This window comes from Mycobacteroides chelonae CCUG 47445, from assembly GCF_001632805.1.
In the GTDB taxonomy this organism is placed as follows: Bacteria; Actinomycetota; Actinomycetes; order Mycobacteriales; family Mycobacteriaceae; genus Mycobacterium; species Mycobacterium chelonae.
This window is the reverse complement of record NZ_CP007220.1, coordinates 3589965-3613817: the sequence shown is the minus strand read 5'-3', so window position 1 is coordinate 3613817 and position 23853 is coordinate 3589965. Positions and strand designations below refer to the sequence as shown.

19 protein-coding genes are annotated in these 23853 nt (G+C 65.6%); 14 read left to right on the top strand and 5 right to left on the bottom strand.

What is annotated here, in order from left to right; genetic code table 11:
- Position 1: 1 nt before the first annotated feature.
- Positions 2-730: an MmpS family transport accessory protein gene (locus BB28_RS17695; RefSeq protein WP_046254448.1), complete on the bottom strand. Its 729-nt coding sequence runs from the start codon at positions 728-730 to the stop codon at positions 2-4.
- Between the two features lie 168 nt (positions 731-898).
- On the opposite strand from BB28_RS17695, the gene BB28_RS17690 reads away from it, so the two are divergent.
- Entirely contained in the window at positions 899-1123 is a 225-nt protein-coding gene (locus BB28_RS17690) for a DUF3107 domain-containing protein (protein WP_030096944.1), read from the top strand.
- On the opposite strand, the gene BB28_RS17685 is transcribed toward BB28_RS17690, so the two are convergent.
- Complete coding sequence (locus tag BB28_RS17685; RefSeq protein WP_046255945.1) at positions 1120-1806, bottom strand: HTH-type transcriptional activator FasR; 687 nt, start codon at positions 1804-1806, stop codon at positions 1120-1122. The genes BB28_RS17690 and BB28_RS17685 overlap by 4 nt on opposite strands.
- A 198-nt stretch (positions 1807-2004) precedes the next feature.
- Here BB28_RS17685 and BB28_RS17680 point away from each other — a divergent pair, with 198 nt between their 5' ends.
- The 8 genes from BB28_RS17680 to BB28_RS17645 all read left to right on the top strand — a co-directional run bounded on the left by BB28_RS17680 (position 2005) and on the right by BB28_RS17645 (position 11674).
- The gene (locus tag BB28_RS17680) at positions 2005-3024 is read left to right on the top strand and encodes a DUF3152 domain-containing protein (protein ID WP_044105209.1); all 1020 of its coding nucleotides are present in this window, start codon (positions 2005-2007) and stop codon (positions 3022-3024) included.
- A gap of 107 nt (positions 3025-3131) precedes the next feature.
- Positions 3132-4298 (top strand): adenylyltransferase/sulfurtransferase MoeZ, encoded by a 1167-nt coding sequence (moeZ, locus tag BB28_RS17675; protein WP_191985276.1) that lies wholly within the window; start codon positions 3132-3134, stop codon positions 4296-4298.
- Positions 4299-4408: 110 nt separating this feature from the next.
- A complete protein-coding gene (locus tag BB28_RS17670) occupies positions 4409-5263 on the top strand; it encodes a TIGR02569 family protein (RefSeq protein ID WP_030096948.1) in 855 nt (284 codons plus the stop codon).
- Positions 5264-5399: 136 nt separating this feature from the next.
- Positions 5400-6845, top strand: a complete 1446-nt coding sequence (locus BB28_RS17665) for a nitrate/nitrite transporter (RefSeq protein WP_046254446.1) — start codon at positions 5400-5402, stop codon at positions 6843-6845.
- Between the two features lie 5 nt (positions 6846-6850).
- Entirely contained in the window at positions 6851-9364 is a 2514-nt protein-coding gene (nirB, locus tag BB28_RS17660) for a nitrite reductase large subunit NirB (RefSeq protein WP_046254445.1), read from the top strand.
- 121 nt (positions 9365-9485) lie between these two features.
- Entirely contained in the window at positions 9486-9839 is a 354-nt protein-coding gene (gene nirD, locus BB28_RS17655; protein WP_046254444.1) for a nitrite reductase small subunit NirD, read from the top strand.
- Positions 9829-10983 (top strand): uroporphyrinogen-III synthase, encoded by a 1155-nt coding sequence (locus BB28_RS17650; protein WP_046254443.1) that lies wholly within the window; start codon positions 9829-9831, stop codon positions 10981-10983. Before nirD ends, BB28_RS17650 begins: the two co-directional genes overlap by 11 nt.
- The gene (locus BB28_RS17645) at positions 10976-11674 is read left to right on the top strand and encodes a sirohydrochlorin chelatase (protein ID WP_046254442.1); all 699 of its coding nucleotides are present in this window, start codon (positions 10976-10978) and stop codon (positions 11672-11674) included. Before BB28_RS17650 ends, BB28_RS17645 begins: the two co-directional genes overlap by 8 nt.
- Here the strand turns inward: BB28_RS17645 and BB28_RS17640 are convergent.
- Together BB28_RS17640 and BB28_RS17635 are read right to left on the bottom strand one after the other, a co-directional pair.
- Positions 11648-11944 carry an MGMT family protein gene (locus BB28_RS17640; RefSeq protein WP_046254441.1) on the bottom strand — a complete coding sequence of 99 codons (297 nt, stop codon included), beginning with the start codon at positions 11942-11944 and terminating at the stop codon, positions 11648-11650. The two genes, BB28_RS17645 and BB28_RS17640, sit on opposite strands and share 27 nt — an antisense overlap.
- 2 nt (positions 11945-11946) lie before the next feature.
- On the bottom strand, positions 11947-12729 hold the full coding sequence (locus BB28_RS17635) for an alpha/beta fold hydrolase (RefSeq protein WP_046254440.1): 783 nt from the start codon (positions 12727-12729) through the stop codon (positions 11947-11949).
- 90 nt (positions 12730-12819) lie between these two features.
- Here BB28_RS17635 and BB28_RS17630 point away from each other — a divergent pair, with 90 nt between their 5' ends.
- From BB28_RS17630 to nudC, 4 genes are all read left to right on the top strand, one after another.
- The gene (locus BB28_RS17630) at positions 12820-15996 is read left to right on the top strand and encodes an ATP-dependent helicase (protein WP_046254439.1); all 3177 of its coding nucleotides are present in this window, start codon (positions 12820-12822) and stop codon (positions 15994-15996) included.
- Entirely contained in the window at positions 15993-19235 is a 3243-nt protein-coding gene (locus BB28_RS17625; RefSeq protein ID WP_046255944.1) for an ATP-dependent helicase, read from the top strand. Before BB28_RS17630 ends, BB28_RS17625 begins: the two co-directional genes overlap by 4 nt.
- A 72-nt stretch (positions 19236-19307) precedes the next feature.
- Complete coding sequence (locus BB28_RS17620; RefSeq protein ID WP_030096957.1) at positions 19308-20393, top strand: potassium channel family protein; 1086 nt, start codon at positions 19308-19310, stop codon at positions 20391-20393.
- A gap of 1 nt (position 20394) precedes the next feature.
- On the top strand, positions 20395-21300 hold the full coding sequence (gene nudC, locus BB28_RS17615; RefSeq protein WP_046254438.1) for an NAD(+) diphosphatase: 906 nt from the start codon (positions 20395-20397) through the stop codon (positions 21298-21300).
- Positions 21301-21379: 79 nt separating this feature from the next.
- Here the strand turns inward: nudC and BB28_RS17610 are convergent, their stop codons facing one another.
- Positions 21380-21652, bottom strand: a complete 273-nt coding sequence (locus BB28_RS17610; RefSeq protein ID WP_046254437.1) for a mycoredoxin — start codon at positions 21650-21652, stop codon at positions 21380-21382.
- 98 nt (positions 21653-21750) lie between these two features.
- Between BB28_RS17610 and BB28_RS17605 the strand changes: the two genes are divergently transcribed.
- Positions 21751-23820, top strand: coding sequence for an ATP-dependent DNA helicase UvrD2 (locus BB28_RS17605; RefSeq protein ID WP_046254436.1), 2070 nt, complete (start codon positions 21751-21753; stop codon positions 23818-23820).
- The last annotated feature ends 33 nt before the right edge of the window (positions 23821-23853 follow it).

Sequence of the window (23853 nt, the reverse complement as noted above, 5' to 3'; positions counted from 1 at the left end):
TCTACTTGGCGCAGCGCGCGATGATGCTGTTGCTGCTCTGCACCGCCAGTATCTGACTCTCGCTGTTGGTAATCGAGCAGTTGATCTGGCTCGCGAAGCTCGTCGCCGTGATCGAGCCGCCGGTGATACCGGGGCTCGGGGTCACGATCATCGTCCAGGGCAGCGAGGCGCCGAGCACGGTCCGCGTTGTGCCATTGCCATCGGTGTAGGTGATCGTGAGTAGGTCGCCCGGTGTCTGGTTACCCGTCACGTAGTACGCGAATGCCGCGGGGGTGATCGGCCGCTGACCTTCCGGCGGAAGCATCGGGTTGGACGGGGGAGGCTCGGGTGCCGGCGCCTCGGTGGACGGCGCGGTGGACGGAGTCTCCTGCACCGGGGTGCTCGTCACGGTTGTCGTCGAGGGTTGTGTCGATGTCGCCGAGGGCGGCGGCGGGGGTGCGGTGGTGGTCACCGGAGTCAGTGAGGGCACGGGTGTGGTGATGGCGGCGGCCGGCGGCTTGTCTTCGCCACCACTGAGCACGACCGCCGTCGCGATGACGGCGATCGCCAGCACGGCGCCGGCGATGGACGCGACCCATTTCCAGTTTTCGTTGGAACCCGGGGGCCGGTACTCGAAGTCCTCGTCGAGACCTGAGTACTCGCGATACTGCGGGCTTGTCTCGGAGTCGTACGGGTCGTCGTAGGGCTCGTAGTCGCTCGTGTACCGAGAATCTCCGCGATAACCGACCATGATCAGCGCTTCCTCTCAGCCCCATATCAAATGTGAAATCTGATGCTGATGTTACTGCTGTGACTTGCGGACTGGCACGATCATGCGAGGTGTGTCGGCGTGAAGCGCGTCGGCTAACCTCGTCGATACGAGCTCGATGGCGGCTCAACAACTTGGAAAGGTGTCCCCGTGGAGATCAAGATCGGTGTCACAGATAGCCCGCGCGAGCTGGTCATTTCGAGCGATCAGACCCCGGCTGACGTCGAGAAGGTCGTGTCCGCGGCGCTGGCCAAGGAATCGGATGTGCTGAACCTCACCGACCAGAAGGGTCGCAAGTACCTGATCTCGGCGGCCCGGATCGCCTACGTGGAGATCGGCGTTGCCGACGCGCGACGCGTCGGTTTCAGCGGCTAGTCCAGCGGCTGCAGCGGAACGTGTGAGAGCCCGCCCCAGGCAAACCCGACGGTCGCGTTGACCGCGTCGTCCTTGGAGATGGGCTTCTCGTTGTCCAGCCAGTAGCGGGCGCTCACCTGGCTGATCCCGACCAGGCCGACGGCCACCATGCGGGCATGGTGGGGGTCCAGTCCGGAATCGTGGCTGACCAGATCGAAAACCGCGTCGGTGCAGGCGCTGATGGCGCCCTCAACGCGCTCGGTGACCTGTGGGACGCCCACCAGATCGTTTTCGAAGATCAGCCGGTAACCCTGGCTGTCGTGCTCGACGAAATCAAAGAACGCCATCACCGCTGCGCGTAGCCGCTGACGGTTGTCCGTGGTGGTGCGCAACGCCTGTCGCACACTGGAAACCAAATTGTCGGCATGCTTGTGCAGCACCTCGAGGTACAGCTCCAGCTTGCTCGGAAAGTGTTGGTAAAGAACAGGTTTGCTTACGCCCGCACGTTCTGCGATTTCATCCATGCCCGCGGCGTGGTAACCGCGGTCGACGAATATCTCACTGGCAGAGCCCACCAGTTGGCCGCGGCGTTCGTCGCGTGGCAGCCGTCCACCACGCCGAGCATTTCCCTGAGTCGAATCTTGCGTCGCCACCGTCGAGTTCACCGTGCCTCGACGGCCGGCCAGATTCGCAAGATCACGCATGTCCTTATCCTCTGCGCGCACACGACTTAATGATCGCGCACGCCATGTCACTCAAACGGCTATTCAATCCGCCTGAACCCGAACTACAGACAGTACTCCTGGCATCCGGCGGCGTGCCCGAGGCGTGATGGCCTGTCGCTATGCCATCCTTGCCCGGTGACCTACGACCGGCACCAATGGGCGCATAATCGTAGGTCCATGCCAGAAACCATGAGTCGACTCCCCGTGCAGGAGTCCTCCGAACGCTACGAGCCACTGCGCGCCCAGCGCGATCCGCTCGCCGAGGGAAGCGGGCGCATCCGTTCCGATCGGCGCGATCGCGATCGCTGGCGCAAGCAGACCTGGCTCGGCCGTTTCATCTCCACCTATGGATGGCGCGCGTACGCCATCCCGTTGCTGGTCGGGTTGACCGTCTTCGTCGGCTACCAAACCGTCACGCAGCGCGAACCCTCACACGCGGGTACCGGCCCCAACGAGCCCGTCGCCGATCCGCCATCCATTGGCGCGTTGGGTGACGCGATCATCGGTGCTCCACCCAAGGGCCTCACGCAGTTCGACGCGACCCTGCCCACCGGCGTGCTGCCGGAGGGGGAGTCGTTCACCGAGGCCGGCGCCAAGTCCTGGCACGTCGTACCGGGTACGACGCCCCAGATCGGGACGGGTGCGGCGAAGGTGTTCGCATACACCATCGAGGTCGAAGACGGCATCGACACCATGGGCTTCGGTGGTGACGATCTCTTCGCGCGCATGGTGACCGAGACATTGGCCAGCCAGAAGAGCTGGACGCATAACCCGCAGTTCGGGTTTGTCCGGATCGACTCCGGCACACCTGATTTCCGGATCTCACTGACCTCGCCGGCGACGGTGCGCGAGGGCTGCGGCTATGAGATTCAGCTCGAAGCCTCGTGCTACAACCCGCGATACGGCGAAAACGGTGACCGGCGCGTGTTCATCAACGAAGCGCGGTGGGTGCGCGGTGCCGTGCCGTTCCAGGGCGACATCACCTCGTACCGCCAGTACGTCATCAACCACGAAGTCGGACATGCCATCGGTTATCGGGTTCACGAACCGTGTGAGCAGGACCAACAGCTGGCGCCGGTAATGATGCAGCAGACATTCAGCACCAACAACAATGACGCGGCGAAGTTCGACGCGGATTCGATCAAGCCCGACGGTAAGAGCTGCCGCACGAATCCCTGGCCGTATCCGATTCCGTAGCGGCAGTCCCGGCTCGGGAAGGGTTGGCATCCCGATACTGTTGATGCAGCTGTAGCCCTTTCAGACAGCCCTGAGGAATTCGAGTTACAGGAGTCACGGTGCCCACATTGCCGCCGTTGGTACGTCCCGCCGCCGATCTGACCCGCGACGAAGTCGCGCGGTACAGCCGGCATCTGATCATCCCTGACCTGGGCGTCGATGGGCAGAAACGTCTCAAGAACGCCAAGGTGCTCGTCATCGGTGCGGGCGGCCTCGGATCTCCGACACTCTTGTACCTGGCCGCCGCGGGTGTCGGCACCATCGGCATCGTCGAGTTCGACGTTGTGGACGAGTCCAACCTGCAGCGCCAGATCATCCACGGCCAGTCCGATATCGGCCGGTCCAAGGCGCAGAGTGCACGTGACTCGGTGCTGGAGATCAATCCGCTGGTCGAGGTGCGGTTGCATGAGTTGCGCCTGGAACCCGATAACGCGGTGAACCTGTTCTCCCAGTACGACCTGATCCTGGACGGCACCGACAACTTCGCGACGCGCTACCTGGTGAACGATGCCGCGGTGCTCGCACACAAGCCCTACGTGTGGGGCTCGATCTACCGTTTCGAGGGGCAGGTATCTGTTTTCTGGGAAGACGCGCCCGACGGGCTCGGCTTGAACTATCGCGACCTGTACCCCGAGCCGCCGCCTCCGGGCATGGTGCCGTCCTGCGCGGAGGGCGGTGTGCTGGGCATCCTGTGCGCGTCCATCGCCTCGGTGATGGGTACCGAGGCCATCAAGCTGATCACCGGAATCGGTGACTCCTTGCTCGGCAGGCTCATGGTGTATGACGCGCTCGACATGACGTACCGCACCATCAAGATCCGCAAGGATCCGGCCACGCCGAAGATCACCGAGCTCATCGACTACGACGCGTTCTGCGGCGTGATCAGCGACGAGGCTTCGGCTGCGGTCGCAGATTCCACTATTACCCCCCGTGAGCTGCGCGAATTGCTCGACGCCGACAAGAAGGTGGCGCTGATCGACGTGCGCGAGCCGGTCGAATGGGACATCGTTCACATCGACGGTGCCGAGTTGGTGCCCAAGTCGACTCTGGAGTCCGGAGCCGGCCTTGCCAAGCTGCCGCAGGATCGTCAGGCGGTGCTGTACTGCAAGACGGGGATTCGGTCGGCAGAGGCGCTTGTGGCGGTCAAGAAGGCGGGTTTCGCGGACGCGGTACACCTCCAGGGTGGCATCGCCGCCTGGGCCAAACAGGTGGACCCCGACATGGTCATGTACTGATCGATGGGAACCAGCAACAGCCACGTATTGCGGGACCTCCCATCTGTGACTGCCGACACGAACTCCGAGCGAACACAATCCAGTTCATTGCAGGCGGTAACGTATCCCGCGTGACTGTGGACCGCCCACCCGAGCACGTGCTCGCGACTTACGGGCTCAGCGGCGTCAAACCAGTCCAGCTAGGCCCGACATGGGAGGGTGGCTGGCGCTGCGGTGAAGTGGTGTTGTCACTGGTAGCGGATCATGCGCGTGCCGCGTGGTCCGCCAAGGTGCGCGACACCCTGTTCATCGACGGGGTGCGTTTGGCTCGGCCGGTTCGCTCCACCGACGGGCGGTATGTCGTATCGGGTTGGCGTGCGGACACATTCGTTGCGGGCGCGCCCGAGCCCCGGCACGACGAGGTCGTGTCGCTGTCGGTGCGCCTCCATGAGGCCACCTCCAAGCTGGAACGTCCCCGATTCCTCACCCAGCCCCCGGTGGCGCCCTGGGCCGATGTCGACGTATTCATCGCGGCCGATCGTGCGGCCTGGGAAGACCGGCCGCTGCAATCTTGGCCCTCTGCTGCCCGGGTATCGCCCGGTTCGCCCGATGGCCAGCGATCCATCGATCTGATCAATCAATTGGCCAGTCTGCGGCGGCCCACCAAGAGTCCACCGCAGCTGGTCCACGGTGACCTGTATGGCACCGTGCTTTTCGCGGGTGCCGCTGCGCCCGGTATCACCGACATCACCCCCTACTGGCGTCCCGCGTCCTGGGCGGCAGGTGTCGCGGTGGTGGACGCACTGTCCTGGGGAGACGCGGACGACGGTCTTATCGAACGCTGGGCGACCTTGCCGGAGTGGCCGCAGATGCTGTTGCGGGCCTTGATCTTCCGGCTGGCCGTACACGCACTGCACCCCCGTTCGTCGGCACAGTCCTTCCCGGGGCTGGCGCGGACCGCGGCGCTGGTGCGGCTCACGCTGTAACGCACATCACTTTCGAGCCTCCATGTGACGTAGTCGGGGATGCTCACCGTCACATGACAGACTCATGTGAGCGAGATGTGATGGCTCGGTCATCGCCAGCAGCGCCGCTGCAACAAGATTTTTCTACCTTGCTTGCATGGCGAACAACACGGCAGCAGCCCCAATTGCACGGCGCGGACGCTGGATTGAGAACTGGGATCCGGAGGATGTCGCCGCCTGGGAAAACGGCGGTGCGAAAGTGGCGCGGCGCAACCTGATCTGGTCGGTGGTCGCCGAACACGTCGGATTCTCGGTGTGGTCCATCTGGTCGGTGATGGTTCTGTTCATGCCGCAGAACGTGTATCACATCGACGCGGCCGGGAAGTTCTTCCTGGTGGCCATGCCCACCCTGGTCGGTGCCGTGCTGCGGCTGCCGTACACCTTCGCCACCGCGTGGTTCGGCGGGCGTAACTGGACCATCTTCAGCGCCCTGGTGCTGGCGGTGCCGACCTCACTCACCTTGTACTTCATGGCGCACCCGGAGACGTCATACACCACCTTCATGATCGTGGCTGCGGTCGCGGGATTCGGTGGTGGAAACTTCGCCTCCTCGATGACCAACATCAATGCCTTTTACCCGCAACGGTTCAAGGGCTGGGCGCTGGGCCTCAATGCGGGTGGCGGGAACATCGGCGTCCCGGTGATTCAGGTGCTCGGCCTGCTCGTCATCGCCACCGCCGGGAACCGTTCGCCGCACTGGGTGGCGGGTGTCTACCTCGTGCTGATCGCCTTCGCCGCCGTGGGAGCGGCGCTGTTCATGGACAACCTGGCGAACCAGAAGACCGACGGCCGCTCGCTCATCAACGTGATGAAGTACCGGGATTCGTGGATCATCGCCTTCCTGTACATCGGCACCTTCGGTTCCTTCATCGGCTTCAGTTTCGCGTTCGGGCAGGTGCTGCAGCTGAACTTCCTTGCCGGGCTCGCACACAGCGGACTGACCCCGGCCCAGGCCGCGGCGCAGGCATCGCTGCACGCCGCTCAGATCGCGTTCATCGGGCCGCTGCTCGGCTCGCTGGCCCGCCCGTTCGGCGGCTGGCTTTCCGACCGCACGGGTGGCGGCAAGATCTCGCTGTACGCCTTTGTCGCGATGATCTTCGGCGCGGGCATCCTGGTGTCCGCCGGAACCATCGACGACCGCACGGCCGGCGCACCCTCCGGAGCCATCATGACCGCCTATGTCGTGGGCTTCATCGTCCTGTTCGTTGTCTCCGGAATCGGCAATGGCTCGGTGTACAAGATGATTCCGTCGATCTTCGCCGCCAAGGCGCATAGCGCCGGGCTCGACGAAACCTGGTCGCGCACCATGTCGGGTGCCTTGATCGGTGTGGCCGGAGCCATCGGTGCGCTCGGTGGTGTGGCCATCAACCTGGTGCTGCGTGCGTCCTACCTCAGCGCCGCAAAGTCGGCCACCATGGCGTTCTGGGTGTTCCTTGCCTTCTATGTGGTCTGCGCGGCGGTCACCTGGTACGCGTACGTGCGGCGCCCGGTGGGAGTCCCCGCGCCGGTAGTTATCGAGTCCAAAGACGAAGTGGCGGTGTGAAAGTCATGAACAAGAAAGTCGTCGTCATCGGCCATGGAATGGTTGGCCACCGATTTGTCCAGGTGCTTCGCGAGCGTGACGCCACCGATCAGTGGCAGGTCACCGTCCTCGGCGAGGAATCCGACGCCGCGTACGACCGCGTGGCATTGTCCTCGTACATCGAGAGCTGGGACCGGGACTCGCTGGCGCTCACCGGAAACAGCTACGCCGATGACCCCATGGTGACTCTTCATCTCGGCGACCGGGTGGTCGGCATCGACCGGGCCGGGCAGACGGTCACCACCGAAGCCGGCACCGTCCTGGATTACGACGCGCTGGTGATGGCCACCGGTTCATACCCGTTTGTGCCCCCGGTGCCCGGTGGCGACGCCGACGGCTGCTTCGTCTACCGCACCATGGATGATCTGGATGCCATCAAGGCCGTCGCCGACAAGTCGCCGGGTGCTGCGGGTGTCGTCATCGGCGGTGGGCTGCTCGGCTTGGAGGCCGCGAATGCGTTGCGCCTCATGGGGTTGGCCCCGCACGTCGTGGAGCTCAATCCCCGCCTCATGCACCTGCAGGTCGATGAGGGTGGCGGTGCCCTGCTGACCCGGCTGGTCACCGAGCTCGGGCTCACGGTGCACACCAGTGTGTCCACGGCGGCCATCGAGAAGGCAGAAGACGGAACGCTGTCCGTACAGCTGTCGGACGGATCCACGATCGACGCCTCGGTGCTGGTGTTCTCGGCGGGCATCCGGCCGCGTGATGAGCTGGCCCGGGAATGTGGGCTCGAGTTGGCCGAACGCGGAGGCATCTTCACCGATGTCGGCTGCCAGACAAGCGATCTGCACATCTATGCGATCGGTGAAGTAGCCGCCATCGAGGGGCGCTGCTATGGGCTCGTCGCGCCCGGGTACACCACCGCCGAGATTGTCGCGGACCGGCTGCTCGGCGGCACTTCCGAGTTTCCGGGCGCCGATCTGTCCACCAAGCTCAAGTTGCTCGGAGTGGACGTCGCCAGCTTCGGTGATGCCCACGGTGCCTCCGACGGCGCCCTGGAGGTCGTCTTCAATGACGCCACCAAGGGCACCTATGCCAAGCTCGTGGTCTCCGATGATGCGCGAACCCTGTTGGGCGGCATCCTCGTCGGTGACGCCAGCGCCTACGGCACCCTGCGGCCCATGCTGGGCCGGGAGCTGCCGGCAGACCCGGCCGCACTGATCGCGCCCTCGGGTGCAGAGATCGGCGTCGGCGCACTGCCCGATGATGCACAGATCTGCTCGTGCAACGCGGTGACCAAGGGCGCGATCTGCAGCGCCATCTGTGAGGGCGCCACCGATGTGCCCGCCCTCAAGGCGGCCACTTGTGCCGGAACATCCTGCGGTAGCTGCATTCCCATGCTCAAGCAGATCCTGGCCGCTCAGGGTGTCGAGCAGTCCAAGGCGCTGTGCGAGCACTTCGCACAGTCGCGCGCCGAGCTTTTCCAAGTGGTGCAGGTGACGGGGATCCGGACCTTCTCGGAGCTGATCGCCAAGCACGGCACCGGAACCGGCTGCGACATCTGCAAGCCCACGGTCGCGTCCATCTTGGCCTCCACGTCCAGCGACCACATCCTGGAAGGGGAGCAGGCCGCGCTGCAGGACACCAACGACCACTTCCTGGCCAACATGCAGAAGAACGGCACCTATTCGGTGGTGCCGCGTCTGCCGGGCGGCGAAGTGACTCCGGAGAAGCTCATCGTCATCGGCGAAGTGGCCAAGGAATTCGGGCTGTACACCAAGATCACCGGTGGTCAGCGCATCGATCTGTTCGGTGCTCGCGTCGAGCAGCTCCCGCTGATCTGGAAGCGGCTCATCGACGCCGGCATGGAATCCGGGCAGGCTTACGGCAAGTCCCTGCGCACCGTGAAGAGTTGCGTGGGTTCGACGTGGTGCCGGTACGGGGTTCAGGATTCGGTGGGCATGGCCGTCGAACTCGAATTGCGTTACCGCGGTCTGCGTTCCCCGCACAAGCTCAAGATGGGCGTGTCCGGATGTGCCCGCGAATGCGCCGAGGCCCGGGGCAAGGACGTCGGCGTCATTGCCACCGAGAACGGCTGGAACCTCTATGTCGGAGGTAACGGTGGCGCCACCCCGGCGCACGCCAAACTGCTGGCCGGAGATCTGGATTCGGAGACGCTGATCAAATACATCGACCGTTATCTGATGTTCTACATTCGCACCGCGGATCGGCTGCAGCGCACGGCGCCGTGGCAGGAGGCGATCGAGGGTGGCCTCGATCACATCCGGGCAGTGGTGTGCGAGGACTCGCTGGGTATCGCCGATGACCTGGAAGCCGCAATGGCCCGCCACGTTGAGGGCTATTCCGATGAATGGGCGGCCGTCTTGGCCGATGAGGACAAGCTGCGCCGATTCGTGTCGTTCGTGAATGCGCCCGAAGAGCTCGACTCCACCATCGCATTCGACGACAGCGGTCCGCGGAAGATTCCGGTGCTCTTGGGCACTCCGGGATTCAGGTCCGCCACCGAGTCCGCAACGTAGCGAACCGGCGGCGGTAATACCCGGGTAACACAACAGGGGTAGACATGACACAACACAACGAGAAGAAAGGCCGGAGATGACAATTCTGGACGCTCGCCCCCGTCTGAGGCGATACCAGTACGTGTGGTCGACGGTCTGTGCGGTGGACTCGCTCACCCCTGGCCGGGGTGCTGCGGTACTCCTTCCGGATGATGTGCAGGCTGCACTGTTTCTGCTGTCCAATGGAGAGCTGTACGCGGTCGGTAACATCGATCCATACGGTCATGCCGCCGTCATGTCGCGCGGTTTGACCGGTGACCGTGGCGGCGAGCCGACGGTGGCTTCGCCGCTGCTCAAGCAGGTCTTCTCGCTAATAGACGGGCGTTGCCTCGATGATGCGTCGCGCCGGTTGCCAGTCTTCGAGGTGCGGGTGATCAATGGAAACGTCGAAATCGGAATGCTCAGGAGCCGACACCGGAACGCGGTTGCCGCGTAACGAACAAGAGCGTCGGCTCGACGGGTTCACCATCGGTGTCACTGCTGCGCGCCGGTCGGAGGAATTGATCGCACTCCTGGAACGCCGGGGTGCTGCCGTCGTGTACGCCGCGGCCATCCGGATCATCCCGCTCGCGGATGACGCGGAGTTGCGAGAGGCCACTGAACTCGTCATCGCCAACCCGCCCGACGTCACGGTGGCCACCACCGGAATCGGGTTCCGTGGCTGGATCGAAGCCGCCGATGAATGGGGTGTGGCTGAAGGTCTCAAGTCGGCGTTGGAGTCTGGGCGTTTGGTCGCCCGCGGGCCCAAAGCCACTGGGGCGATTCGCCAAGCGGGGCTGCGAGAAGAGTGGTCACCCGCGTCCGAGTCGTCAGCGGAGGTGCTGGATCGGCTCCTGGAAGAGGGTGTCGAGGGTCGGCGCATCGCCGTGCAGCTGCATGGTGCCGCCACCGAGTGGGAGCCCATCGCCGATCTCTGTGAAGCGCTGACAATCGCTGGTGCCCAGGTGATTCGGGTGCCGGTATACCGTTGGGAACCACCGGAGGACCAGCGGCCGATGGACCGCATGATCTCCATGGCCATCAATGCCGAGTTGGACGGGATCAGTTTCACAAGTGCCCCCGCGGTGGCATCAATGCTTGGTCGCGCCAAGGCAACCGGGCGATTGGATGAGCTGCTGTCCGCGCTGCGGGGCAGAGTGGCGCCGCTGTGTGTCGGCCCGGTGACCGCGGCGCCGCTGGAAGTGCTGGGTGTGCAGACAACGCAACCCGAAAGAGCGCGGCTGGGCGCGTTGGCTCGGCACGTTGCCGACGAATTGACCAGGCGTGCACCCCGTTTCCATGCTGGCGGGCATGTTGTCAGTGTGCGCAGCTGCGGGATTGCGGTTGACGGCGAGACGCGTCAGATCTCTCCGGCGGGAATGGCGTTGATGAAACGGCTGATGGTGCGTCCCGGTCAGGTGGTGTCTCGCGAAGATCTGTTGGGTGTCCTGCCCGGCGGCGGAGACGACACCCATGCGGTTGAGACGGCGATGACGCGTCTGCGGTCTGCGCTCGGTGCGCCGAAAGTGATTCAAACAGTGGTCAAGCGGGGTTACCGGCTGGCGATCGATCCGACCATGATTGGGGAATGCCGTGGATGAGTTCGTATTGGTCGCACATGGAACGCGTTCGGCCGCCGGCGTGGAGAACATCGCGGCGCTCGCCGAGGCGGTGTCACTACGCATAGGTGCGGTGCGCACCGCATTCGTCGATGTGCTGGGTCCTACCCCGTCAGAGGTGCTGTCGACGATCGAAGGTCCCGCGGTCTTGGTTCCGGCCTTTCTTGCATCGGGATACCATGTGCACCAAGATATTCCGCAGCATGTTGAGCTGAGTGGACATCCCAGCGTCACGGTGACCCAAACGTTGGGGCCCGATCCGGTGCTGGCCAGGGTGATGGTCGAGCGGCTGCGCGAGGCCGGGTGGCGTCATGGCGATGCGGTGGTGCTGGCGGCGGCGGGGTCTTCCGACCCCCGGGCTCGTCATGAGGTGCACACCGCGGCGAGCATGCTGTCGCACCACACTGGGCCCGTCAGGGTGGGCTATGTCGCCACGGGTGAGCCGCGGGTGCCCGACATGGTCGCAGCAGCGCGCGCGACCGGTCGACGCGTCTTCATCGCGTCGTATCTGTTGGCGCAAGGTCTGTTTCAGGAGCGCCTGGCTGCGTGCGGAGCCGATGGTGTCGCACAACCGTTGGGTGTGCATCCCGAGATTGTGAATCTCCTGGTGGGCCGGTTCGCCTCGGCAACTGCGGTGCCGGGTGCGCTAGAAGCCGTGGCGGACGTCGCGTAGCGCGATTCGTCCGTCCACCGCCAGCACACCCTCGGCCCTCAACAGCTCGAGCTGTCGGGTGCGGATATGAGGTGCGGGGCGACCGCTTGCGCCGATGACACGATGCCAGGGCAGGTCGGCCGAGTCAGTTCGCATGATCCATCCGACGATCCGTGCGCTGGAAAGGCCTGCCGCGTCGGCGACATCGCCGTACGTGGACACCCGACCGGCCGGTATCGATGCGACCAGCGAGCGCACCAGCTCTACTTGTTCTTCGGTGACAGCCGCCATGTTTACTCCAGGTGTGACCGTATCGCGGCGGCGGTTTCGGTAGGTCGTGATTGCGACACCATATGGTCGCAGTCGACATCTATCAGCTCGAACCGGTCACCAAGCTTGGCGGCAAGAGCGTCCAGCAGTCCGCTGGTGACATAGGGCGGTGAGGTGCGGGTAGCTCGCAATAGGCTAACGCGAATGATCTTGTCCGGCAAAGTGATATCGCGTGCCAGCTCGCTCCATGCGGTAACCACGGCGGGCAGGTTCATGCGCCAGCCCCACCGGCCGTTCGGCAATTCGATCAGGTGTTCATCCAGTTCTGCCTCGATGACATGGTCCGGCACGTCCGACCACGCTCCCGTGATCTTGTCCGATTTTGCCTCGGCGCGGTCGGTGTAATCCGGATAGGCCACCATCTGCTCGGCGATCTGACGCATCCAGTCACCGTCCAGTCCGATCGCCGGGTCCAGCAGCACGAGCGACTTCACGAGGTCGGGTCTGCGGGCGGCCAGATGCAACGCGGTGGCGCCGCCGAACGAGTGCGCCACCACCACGACGGGCCCTGATTGCGTTTCGTCGAGCACGGCGGCAACCGCATCGGCATGCGCTTCCAGCGACCATGGCGCGGGCGCGGGGGAGCGCCCGTGGCCCAGTAGGTCCACTGTCAGGGTGGGCACATCGGGGAGGTGCTCGTCGAGAAGCGGCGCCCAGCGCTTGCCGTGCCCGGTGAGGCCGTGCAACGCCACGAGACGCGCGGGTTCATCGGGGCCGTACCGGTGGGTCTTCAGCGTCGGTGTCACCCGCGGAATCCTGCCACGATCCGCGTGCGAACTCTGTGCGGGACACCCAGGTCAGGTCCGGTTGTCAGACCCTCATGCTGTGATCTGCACATGCCGACGCCGACCACCTCCTCCCGATCGTGGGACGGTGCGGCGGCAGATCTGCTGAACCCGGCCCGGCAAGGCCGGTTCGTGGTGGTCGGCGGTAGCGGAACCGGCAAGACGAGCCTGCTGGTAGATATCGTGGCGGCGCGGACCGCCGCGGGTGCGAGCCCAGAGTCCATTCTTGTGCTCACCGGTTCCACCCGGGCCAGCGTCGAGCTGCGCAGTCGGATCTCCGCGGCGGTGTTCGAGCGCCGCGGAACCATCGCCATCCGTGAACCGATGGTTCGCACCGTGCACTCGTATGCCTTCGCCATGCTTGCCGCCCATGCCGCCCGTCAGGGCAATCCGCCGCCGCGTTTGATCACCGCTGCCGAACAGGACAGCATTGTGCGGGACTTGTTGTGCGGCAACGCTGAAGACAATGGCGGGTTGTGGCCTGCCTCGCTACGGCCCGCATTGACGACTGCCGGGTTCGCGACCGGTGTTCGAGATCTCATGGCGCGGTGCACCGAGCGCGGTGTGGACGCCAGAGACCTTCGCGCTCTCGGGCGGCGGCACAACCGCCCGGAGTGGGTCGCGGTTGCCGACCTTGCACGGCAGTATGAGGAGGTCATGCTGCTGCGGTCCTCGGTGGGGATGGCGGCTCCACAGGCCACGGTGCCCGCGCTCGGCGCCGCCGAGTTGGTGGGATCGGCGCTGGAAGCCTTCGCTGTCGAGCCGGGAATCCTTGCCGCCGAACGTGATCGGATCGGCCTTCTTCTCGTGGACGATTCCCAGCATCTTGATCCGCAGGCGGCGCTGTTGGTGCGACTGTTGGCGGGGGGCGCCTCGCTGTCGGTATTCACCGGTGACCCCAATCAAACAGTGTTCGGATTCCGCGGCGCCGACGCCCAGCTGTTGCAGACCGGCGCCGACGACGGGGCCACGACCATCGAACTTCACAGTTCGTATCGCTGCGCGGCGCCGGTCGCCGAACTTGCGAACACGGTGGCGAGTCGGCTGCCCGGAAGCTCGCCTGCCCGCGTGATCGACGGGGCGGAGAGCGCTTCGGGGGCTGCCGTACGTCTTGCCGCCGTGCCCACCGAAACCGCGGAGGCATCGCTGGTTGTCGACCTGCTGCGGCGCTCCCACTTGATCGATGGGGTGCCGTGGTCTCAGATGGCGGTCATCGTCAGGTCGGTGCCGCGCAGTGGCGCGGCACTGCGCCGCGCTCTGCAGTCGGCCGGTGTCCCGGTGCACGCGGAGTCCTACGACGGTCCGGTAGCCGCTGTTCCGGCCGTACATGCGTTGCTGCTGGCGGTGTCCTGCGCGCAGGGCAGTCTGAACGACGAGGACGCGGTGACATTGGTGACCGGTCCGATCGGGCGGGTGGATCCGGTAGCGCTCAGGCGGTTACGTCGCCAACTGTTGCGGGCCGAGGAAGCCGCGGGCGGGGATGGAAACAGCGCTGCGCTGTTGCGTTCGGTTCTGGTCGATGCCGAAGACACGCGCCTCAGCGCGCTCACCGACATCCAGGCCGCACCACTGCGGCGCGTGCGTGCGGTGATCGCCGCTGTGCGCGAGGCCATCACGTCCGATGCGGGCGTCCTCGATGTGCTGTGGGCGGCGTGGATTCGATCGGGTCTGCAACGCCGTTGGGACGGGTTGTCGCAACGCGGAGGTCCGCTGGGCGCGCAAGCAGACCGGGACCTCGATGCGGTGTCCGCACTGTTCGACCTGGCATCCGAACATGTGGCGCGCACACCAGGCATCGGAGTGACGGGATTGATCGACCACATCCGTTCGTTGGCGCTTGCGGGTCAGCGCGCGACGGGCGAGCCTGATGCGGTCTCCATCGTCAGTGCGCACGCTGCCGTGGATCGGCAGTGGGATGTGGTCGCGATCCCCGGTGTGCAAGAGGGGCTGTGGCCGAACACCGCACCACGGGGCGGGGTGCTGCGCACCCAGGAACTGATGGATGTGCTGGCGGGCATTGATCACGCCGCGTATGTCGACGGGGCGGCGGTGGCACTCGCTGAGGAACGCCGGCTGCTGCTGCTGGCCGTGGGCAGGGCGGCTCGCCGGGTTCTCGTCACGGCCGTCGACAACGAGAATGCCGATGTGGGCGGCGGTTCCGCGATGGCCTCCCGTTTTCTCACCGAGCTTATGGTCGCGCATCCGCAATGGGTGATGCCGGAACGTCGCGCGGGAGTGCCGGAGTCCCGGACCTTGACCACCGCTAATCTCGTCGGCGAACTGCGGGCCGTCGTCACCGCATCTGCTGGCACCGTGAGCGATGCCCGTCGTCGCGCGGCGGCGCGTCAGCTGGCTCGCCTCGCGGAGGCCGGTGTTTCCGGCGCAGACCCCGGGTCTTGGTACGGGCTCGCCGATGTCAGTAGCGAGGATCCCCTGTGGCATGCCGAGGACGGCCCGGTCCGCTTGTCACCGTCCAACGTCGAGACGCTGATGGCCTGCCCGCTGCGCTGGCTGCTGGAACGGCATGGCGGCACCGATCTGACCGATCCGCGCCGGGCGCTCGGAACATTGGTGCACGCGCTTGTCGGTGAGTATCCCGCGGATACCGAGGCCATGTACCGCGAGCTCGACAAGGCTTGGGAGTCAATGCCGTTCGAGTCGCAGTGGTACGCGCGTAACGAGCTGCGCCGGCATCATGAACTACTGGAGGCCTTCTCCGCGTGGCGTATGGCAACGCGCGGTGAACTCACCGAAGTCGGTCGAGAGATAGGCGTCGACGGAGTGCTCACGCACGCCGACCATCCGCAGGTGCGGCTGGTCGGTCGCATCGACCGGTTGGAACGTGACGCCGAGGGACGTGCCGTCGTCGTCGATATCAAGACCGGCAAGAGCCCCGCCACCAAGGACGATGCGCAACAGCACGCCCAGCTTGCCACCTATCAGGTCGCCGCTGCCGAAGGTCTCATCGCCGGACAACCCGCGGGTGAGCCCGGCGGTGGCCGATTGGTGTACGTCGCCAAACCGAACCTCGATGACGGGGCCACTCAACGCCATCAGGATCCGTTGACACCTGCCGCTCAGCAGACCTGGCGTGACACCATCCACACCGCCGCGGCCAACACGAAGGGACCGCTGTTCATCGCGCGGGTCAATGACGGATGCGGGCACTGCCCGCTACGCGCATGCTGCCCCGTGCAGGCAGATGGGCAGGCGGTGTGCCAGTCGTGAGCACCTACTCTCCGTCCGAACTATCGAGGGCTTTAGGGCTTTTCGAGCCCACCGACGAGCAGGCCGCCGTCATCGGCGCGCCACCTGGCCCGATGGTGGTCATCGCGGGTGCCGGGGCGGGTAAGACCGAGACGATGGCCGCGCGGGTGGTGTGGTTGGTGGCCAACGGCTATGCCACCCCCGGCCAGGTGCTCGGGTTGACCTTCACGCGCAAGGCCGCGGGCCAGTTGTTGCGCAGGGTCAGATCGCGACTGGCCCGGCTGGCGGGAAGCGGGATCATGGCTCCCGTCAGTGCCGATGAACCCGATCCGGTGATCGCCACGTACCACTCCTATGCGGGAACCCTGCTGCGCGAGCATGGATTGCTGTTGCCCATGGAGCCCAACGCGCGGCTGCTGACGGAAACGCAGTTGTGGCAGTTGGCGTTCCGGATCGTCTGTGACTTCGATGGGGATTTGGATACGGAGAAGACGCCCGGTGCGGTCACCGCTCAGGTGCTCGCGCTTGCCGGTCAGCTGTCCGAGCATCTGGTGGACACCACCGATCTGCTCTCCTCGCACGACGAGCTGGAACAGCTGATTCACACTCTGCCGCCGGGCCCGTACCAGCGGGAGGGCCGCCCGAGCGCCTGGCTGCTGCGTCTGATCCAGACACAGCATGAACGAACGCAACTCGTCGCGATCGTCGCCCAGCTGATAGCGCAGATGCGCGCCCGCGGTGTTCTCGATTTCGGAGCGCAGATGTCGCTGTCGGCTCGTCTGGCCGCCGAACACCCCATCGTCGGACAGACTCAGCGAGATCGTTATCGGGTAGTGCTTCTCGACGAGTACCAGGACACCGGGCATGCTCAGCGCATCCTGCTGTCATCGTTATTCGGGCGCGGCGTCGATCACGAGCTGGCGTTGACGGCGGTGGGTGATCCCATCCAGTCCATCTATGGCTGGCGGGGTGCCTCGGCGACCAACCTGCCCCGATTCACCACCGATTTCCCGCTGCCGGACGGCTCACCGGCGCCCACAAGGGAGCTGCGCACCAGTTGGCGTAACCCGCCCGAGGCTCTGCACCTGGCCAATGCCGTGTCCGAGGAAGCGCGGAGACGTTCGGTGGCGGTGCGGCCGCTGCGCCCCCGCCCGGATGCTACTTCCGGCAACATCGCCTGTGCGCTTTTCGGCGATATCGTCGCCGAACGAGAATGGGTCGCAACAAAACTGGCCTCCGTATACGAGAAGGCGCGTCGCGGCGGGAACCGTCCGCCGTCGTCGGCGGTGCTGGTCCGGCGCAACAGCGATGCCGCCCCGATGGCTGAGGTCCTTGCCGCGCACGGTGTTCCGGTCGAAGTGGTCGGCTTGACGGGTCTGCTCGGTCTTCCTGAGGTTGCCGACACCGTGGCGATGCTCCGTCTTGTCGCGGACCCGACCGCGGGTCCGGCTGCCCTGCGGGTATTGACCGGCCCGCGATGGCGCCTTGGTGCCCACGACCTGGCCGTGTTGTGGCGGCGGGCGATGGGATTCGGTCGTGCCGGCTCCGACATGGCAGGGGAGAATGCCGACATACCGTGTCTGGCCGATGCCATCAGCGATCCCGGTGCTCCCGAACAGTATTCGGCGGAGGGCTGGACGCGCCTGACTGCCTTGCGGCGGGAACTGACCGCATTGCGCACCCGGCTCGGCATGCCACTGACTGACCTGATCTGCGAGGTGCAGCGGGTGTTGGCACTGGATGTCGAGCTCATCGCGGGACAACGCAGCGGTGGCCTGGATCAGCTGCGTGCGTTCACAGATGTGGCCGCCGGATTCGCGGAGGCTGCCGACCAGAGCGACCCGGTGGGCGTGATCGCCGCGTTCCTGCAGTACCTGGATGCGGCATGGGAGGTCGAAAAAGGCTTCGCGCCGGTGGAAGTCGCGAGTAGCCCGGGCCGGGTACAGATTCTTACCGTGCATTCGGCCAAGGGTTTGGAATGGGATGTGGTGGCGGTCCCGCATCTGAGTGCCGGGGTGTTTCCCTCGGGTGTGGCCGCGCCGACCTGGCTGACAAGTGCCACCGAGCTGCCCCCGTTGGTGCGCGGCGACCGCGCCACCCTGGGGGATCGTTTCGGGGTTCCGCAGCTGGACACCGAGGGCATCACGAACCGTAAACAGCTCTCCGACGCCATTGCGCGACACAAGGACAGCCTGGCCACTCGCCGGATCGACGAGGAACGGCGACTGCTGTACGTGGCGGTCACCAGGTCGGCCGAGCAACTCTTCGTCTCGGGACACCATTGGGGCCAGACCGGACTCAAACCCAAGGGTCCGTCCGACTTTCTGGTCGAGCTGCGCGATGTCATCGAAGATGCGATCACCCAGGGCATCCCGTGCGGAACCGTCGAGGAATGGGCCCCCGCGCCTGCGGCAGGCGAGCGCAACCCCATGCTCGATCAGACCGTCGAGGCGCAATGGCCCGCCGACCCGCTGGCGGGCAGGCGCGGCGACATCGAAGCAGGGGCACAGCTGGTGCGCGAGGCACTCGCCGATACCGCCGCGCCGGATGAGGACGAGGATCCCGATGGCTGGGCCGCCGATGTCGACGCTCTATTGCGCGAACGAGAGCAGGCCCATCGTCGTCCGGAACGGACTCTTCCCCAGCATCTTTCGGTGACCAGCCTGGTCGAGCTGCGTCAGGATCCGCAGGCGCTCGCGCGCAGGCTTGCCCGCCCGCGCCCCACACGCCCGGACCTCGAAGCCCGGCGCGGTACCGCCTTTCACTCCTGGGTGCAGCGTCACTACGGCTCGGTACGTCTCATCGATTTCGAAGATCTGCCGGGCGACGGCTACGGGGAGTTCGAAGATGCCGAGGACCTCGCGGCCCTGCAGTCGGCGTTCCTCTCCTCGGAATGGGCGGATCGAACGCCCGTCGATATCGAGGTGCCGTTCGAGATCTTCGTCGCCGGGACCGCCGTCCGCGGCCGGATCGACGCGGTGTTCGGACCCGACAGCAGTACAGACGGAAACTGGACAGTGGTGGACTGGAAGACCGGGCATGAGCCGTCGGGTACCGAGATGGAGGCCGCCGCCCTGCAGCTGGCCGCGTACCGGCACGCCTGGGCGGCGCTGCAGGGCATCGATCCGGCGCGGGTGCGCGCGGTGTTCCACTATGTGCGGACGGGGCGCACGGTGGCGCCCGCGGAACTGCCCGAGCTGCCGCGGGCAACCGAACTCGCGAAGCTGACTTCGGAGGCAACTTCGGTGCCAAGTCGCTAGCCAACGCGAATGACGGGCGCCATGTGAGTAGATTGACACCCGTGCAACCGGCGACTCGGACGCGATCGGCATATGGCCGGTAAGTTTCGCCAGCGGTTCCGTGGCATTGACCAGGCGTTGACCGCACAGCCAGACCATGCTCTCGTCGGTGTGCTGCGTATCCCGCAGAACGCTGCCAGCCCATGGCTGGCCATCGGAAAACGGATCCTCATCGCGGTGGGCACGCTCTTCGCCGCGGTGCTCGTGGTGTACGCGGATCGCAGCGGCTACCGCGATGTTGCATCCACCCCGGAGGAAAGCGATCCGCTCAGCTTCCTCGATTGCTTCTACTACGCAACCGTCTCGCTCTCTACCACCGGCTACGGCGACATCACCCCGTACACGGAGGGCGCGCGGCTGGTGAACATTCTCGTGATCACGCCGCTGCGGCTGCTGTTCCTGATCGTTCTGGTCGGCACCACGGTGGAAGCACTCACCGAACGTTCGCGTCAAGCACTCAAGATCCAGCGATGGAGGTCCCGCGTGCGCAACCACACCGTTGTCGTCGGATACGGCACCAAGGGAAAGACCGCCGTCCAGGCGATGCTCTCCGATGGCGCTACCCCGGCCGAGATCGTGGTCGTCGACGAAGACCAGATGGCCCTGGATTCGGCGGCTGCCGCAGACCTGGTGACGGTGCGTGGCAGCGCCACCAAGTCGGACGTGCTGCGGCTCGCCGGTGTGCAAAACGCCAAGTCGATCATCGTGGCCGCCAACCGGGACGACACCTCGGTGCTGGTCACCCTGACGGCGCGTGAGTTGGCACCCAACGCCAAGATCGTCGCCGCGATCCGCGAGGCAGAGAACGTGCACCTGCTGCGCCAGTCGGGCGCCGACTCGGTGGTGGTCTCCTCGGAAACGGCCGGACGACTGCTCGGCATCGCCACCTCGACACCGCGCGTCGTCGAGATGATCGAGGACCTGCTGACCCCGGAGGCGGGGTTCGCGATCGCGGAACGCGAGGTGGAGCGCAGCGAGGTGGGCGGCTCGCCGCGTCATCTCTCGGACATCGTCCTAGGTGTGGTGCGCGACGGCACCCTGCACCGGGTGGATGCGCCCGAGGTCGATTCCATCGAGGCGTCCGACCGTCTGCTCTACGTCCGCAACGCCGGAGCATGACATGACTTTTCGTCTTCGCAACATCCCCCTGCTGTCGCGCGTCGGGCTCGATCGGGCCGACGAACTGCGTTCCAACCCTGAGGAATTGGCGAAGGGTTGGGCCGAGGCGGGACTGATCACTCTGGACGTGCGGGGCCGGGTGAATATCGTCGATGGGCAGGTGGTTCTCGAAGACGCGGCGCGCGTCGGCGATGTGCCCCCGGAGCATGCGGTGTTTCTCGGGCGCATCCCGGGCGGCCGCCATGTGTGGGCGGTGCGCGCCGAACTTGACGACGACAGTGCGCCCCTGCTGGATTTGCGCCGCTCCGGCCAATTGTTCGATGACACCAGTGCGGCCCTGTTGGCCACCGCGATGGCCATGCTGGCCTGGCACGACAGCGCTGGCTACAGCCCCGTCGACGGATCACCCACCACTCCGGCCAAGGGCGGCTGGGTTCGGGTGAATTCGTCCACCGGCCAGGAAGAATTCCCGCGCACCGACCCCGCCGTCATCTGCCTGGTGCACGACGGCGGTGACCGCGCGGTGCTCGGCCGTCAGAAGTTCTGGCCGGAGCGGATGTTCTCGCTGCTGGCCGGATTCGTCGAGGCGGGCGAATCGCTGGAGGCGTGCGTAGCCCGCGAAATCGCCGAGGAAGTGGGCCTGACCGTCACCGACGTGCAGTACCTGGGCAGCCAGCCATGGCCCTTCCCGCGGTCGATCATGCTGGGTTTCCATGCTCTGGGCGATCCATCGCAGCCGTTCTCGTTCAACGACGGTGAAATCGCCGAAGCAGAGTGGTTCACACGCGATGAGGTGCGGGCCGCGCTGGAAGCGGGGGATTGGACCACCGCGTCCGACTCGCGCCTGATGTTGCCCGGGTCGATTTCCATCGCCCGGGAGATCGTCGAATCCTGGGCTTACGCCTGAACCTTCCGCGCCCAGTGTCGACCTTCGGCACGGGGTACTCGCCTTTCCCGCGAAAAGCCGACATTCGGCCACCTGTGGTTTAGACGCCGAGCTTGGCCTTCACCTGAGCCAGCGACGGATTGGTCAACGCGCTGCCATCAGGGAACTTCACGGTCGGCACGGTCTGGTTTCCGCCGTTGACGTTGGCGACATAGTCGGCTGCGGCCGGGTCCTGCTCGATATCGATCTTGGTGTAGTCGATGCCCGCGGCCTTCAGCTGCGTCTCGAGCCGACGGCAATATCCGCACCACGTGGTGCTGTACATGATGAGGCTGGAGTCGCTCGCTGTAGTCACACCGGCATTCAACGTCATACCCCTGATGGGTGTTCCTCCGGGGTATGTGAGATGTCTCAACGCCGAGAACGGGGTCAGCGACCGGTGTTGTCGGCGGTTGCTGCGAAGATGACCGGGTGGCGCGTTCTCTCCTCGATGGTCTCGACGATGAGCAGCGTGCCGCCGTCACCGCGCCGCGCGGTCCCGTCTGCGTGCTCGCCGGAGCGGGCACCGGTAAGACCCGCACCATCACCCATCGCATCGCTCACCTGGTCGAATCAGGGCATGTCGCTCCCGGTCAGATCCTCGCGGTCACCTTCACCCAACGGGCGGCGGGGGAGATGCGCGGCCGCTTACGCGACTTGGGCGTGGGATCGGCTCAGGCCGTCACGTTCCACGCCGCCGGTCTGCGGCAGCTCCGCTACTTCTGGCCGCAGTTGGTCGGCGATACGCGCTGGGAGCTCATCGACAGCAAGTTCACCATCGTCGCCCAGGCCGCGAACCGCGCCAAGCTGAGTACCAGCACCGACACCGTGCGCGACCTTGCCGGTGAAATCGAGTGGGCCAAGGCCTCTTTGATCAGCCCCGAGGCCTATCCGGCGGCGGCCGCCAAGTTCGCGCGAGATACGCCGGTGCCCGCCGAGCAGGTCGCGAAGGTCTACGCCGGTTACGAGAAGCTCAAGGCCCGGCCCGACGGATCAACCCTGCTCGATTTCGATGACCTGCTGCTGCACACCGCGGCGGCCATCGAGAACTCCGCATCGGTAGCCGACGAGTTCCGGGATCGCTATCGCTGTTTCGTGGTCGACGAGTACCAGGACGTGACCCCACTGCAGCAGCGGGTGCTCGACGCGTGGCTCGGCCCCCGCGATGACCTGACCGTCGTGGGTGACGCCAACCAGACCATCTATTCGTTCACCGGCGCCACCCCGCAGTATCTGCTGGGCTTTTCCCGAAGGTTTCCCGAAGCGACAGTGGTCCGTCTCGAGCGTGACTATCGCTCGACCCCACAAGTGGTTTCGCTTGCCAACCGGTTGATTGCCGCGGCGCAAGGACGGGTGGCGGGCAGCAAGCTGCAACTTATCGGTCAACGGGCCGAAGGGCCGACCCCCAGATTCTCCGAACACGACGACGAGGCCGCCGAGGCGAAGTCCGTGGCGAAATCGATTGCGACACTGTTGGAATCCGGAACCCCGGCATCGGAGATAGCGGTGCTGTATCGCATCAACGCGCAGTCGGAGGTGTACGAGGAGGCGCTCACCGAGGCGGGCATACCGTTCCAGGTGCGTGGTGGCGAAGGGTTCTTCACGCGCCAGGAGGTGCGGCAGGCACTGGTGGCGCTGCAGCGTGCCGCGGAGCGAGATCATGCAGATACTACTGTGCCGCAACAGGTTCGGGAGATTCTGGAGCCGCTGGGTTTGTCGGCAGAGGAGCCGCACGGCGCCCAGGCGCGTGAGCGATGGGAATCACTGCGTGCGCTCGTCGAACTGGCCGAGGAAGAATGTGTCCGCCTACCGGAGCTGGATCTGCCGGGGCTCGTGCGTGAGCTGCGGGTGCGGGCCGAGGCGCGTCACCCACCGACCGTGCAAGGCGTGACGCTTGCCTCGCTGCACGCGGCCAAGGGACTCGAATGGGATGCGGTGTTCCTGGTGGGGCTGGCCGACGGCACCCTGCCCATCTCGCATGCCCTGTCGCGCGCCGGCGATATCGAACCGGTCGAAGAGGAGCGGCGGCTGCTCTACGTCGGGATCACCCGCGCGCGTGTGCATCTGAACCTGAGTTGGGCGCTCGCGCGGGCGGCCGGTGGCCGTAAGTCCCGCAAGCATTCGCGGTTTCTCAACGGAATCGCCCCCACCGCGCAACTCCCGGCCGCCGCTACGCCGAGACGTCGGGGCAGCGGTGCACGCTGCCGAATCTGTAATGCGGCGCTCAGCACTCCGGCGGCGGTAATGCTCCGGCGTTGCGAGAGTTGCCCATCCGATATCGATGAGGAGCTCCTTGTCGCGCTCAAGGATTGGCGGCTCAAGACGGCCAAGGAGATGAAGGTGCCCGCGTTCGTGGTGTTCACCGACAACACCCTGATCGCCATCGCCGAACTTCTTCCGGGGGATGACGCCGCCCTGGTGGCCATTCCCGGAATCGGCGCGCGCAAGCTGGAGCAGTACGGCCCCGACGTACTGCGTTTGGTCCGTGCCAGAGCCTCGTAGTTCCTTGTTCAACACGTGTCTAGCGCGCAGCGC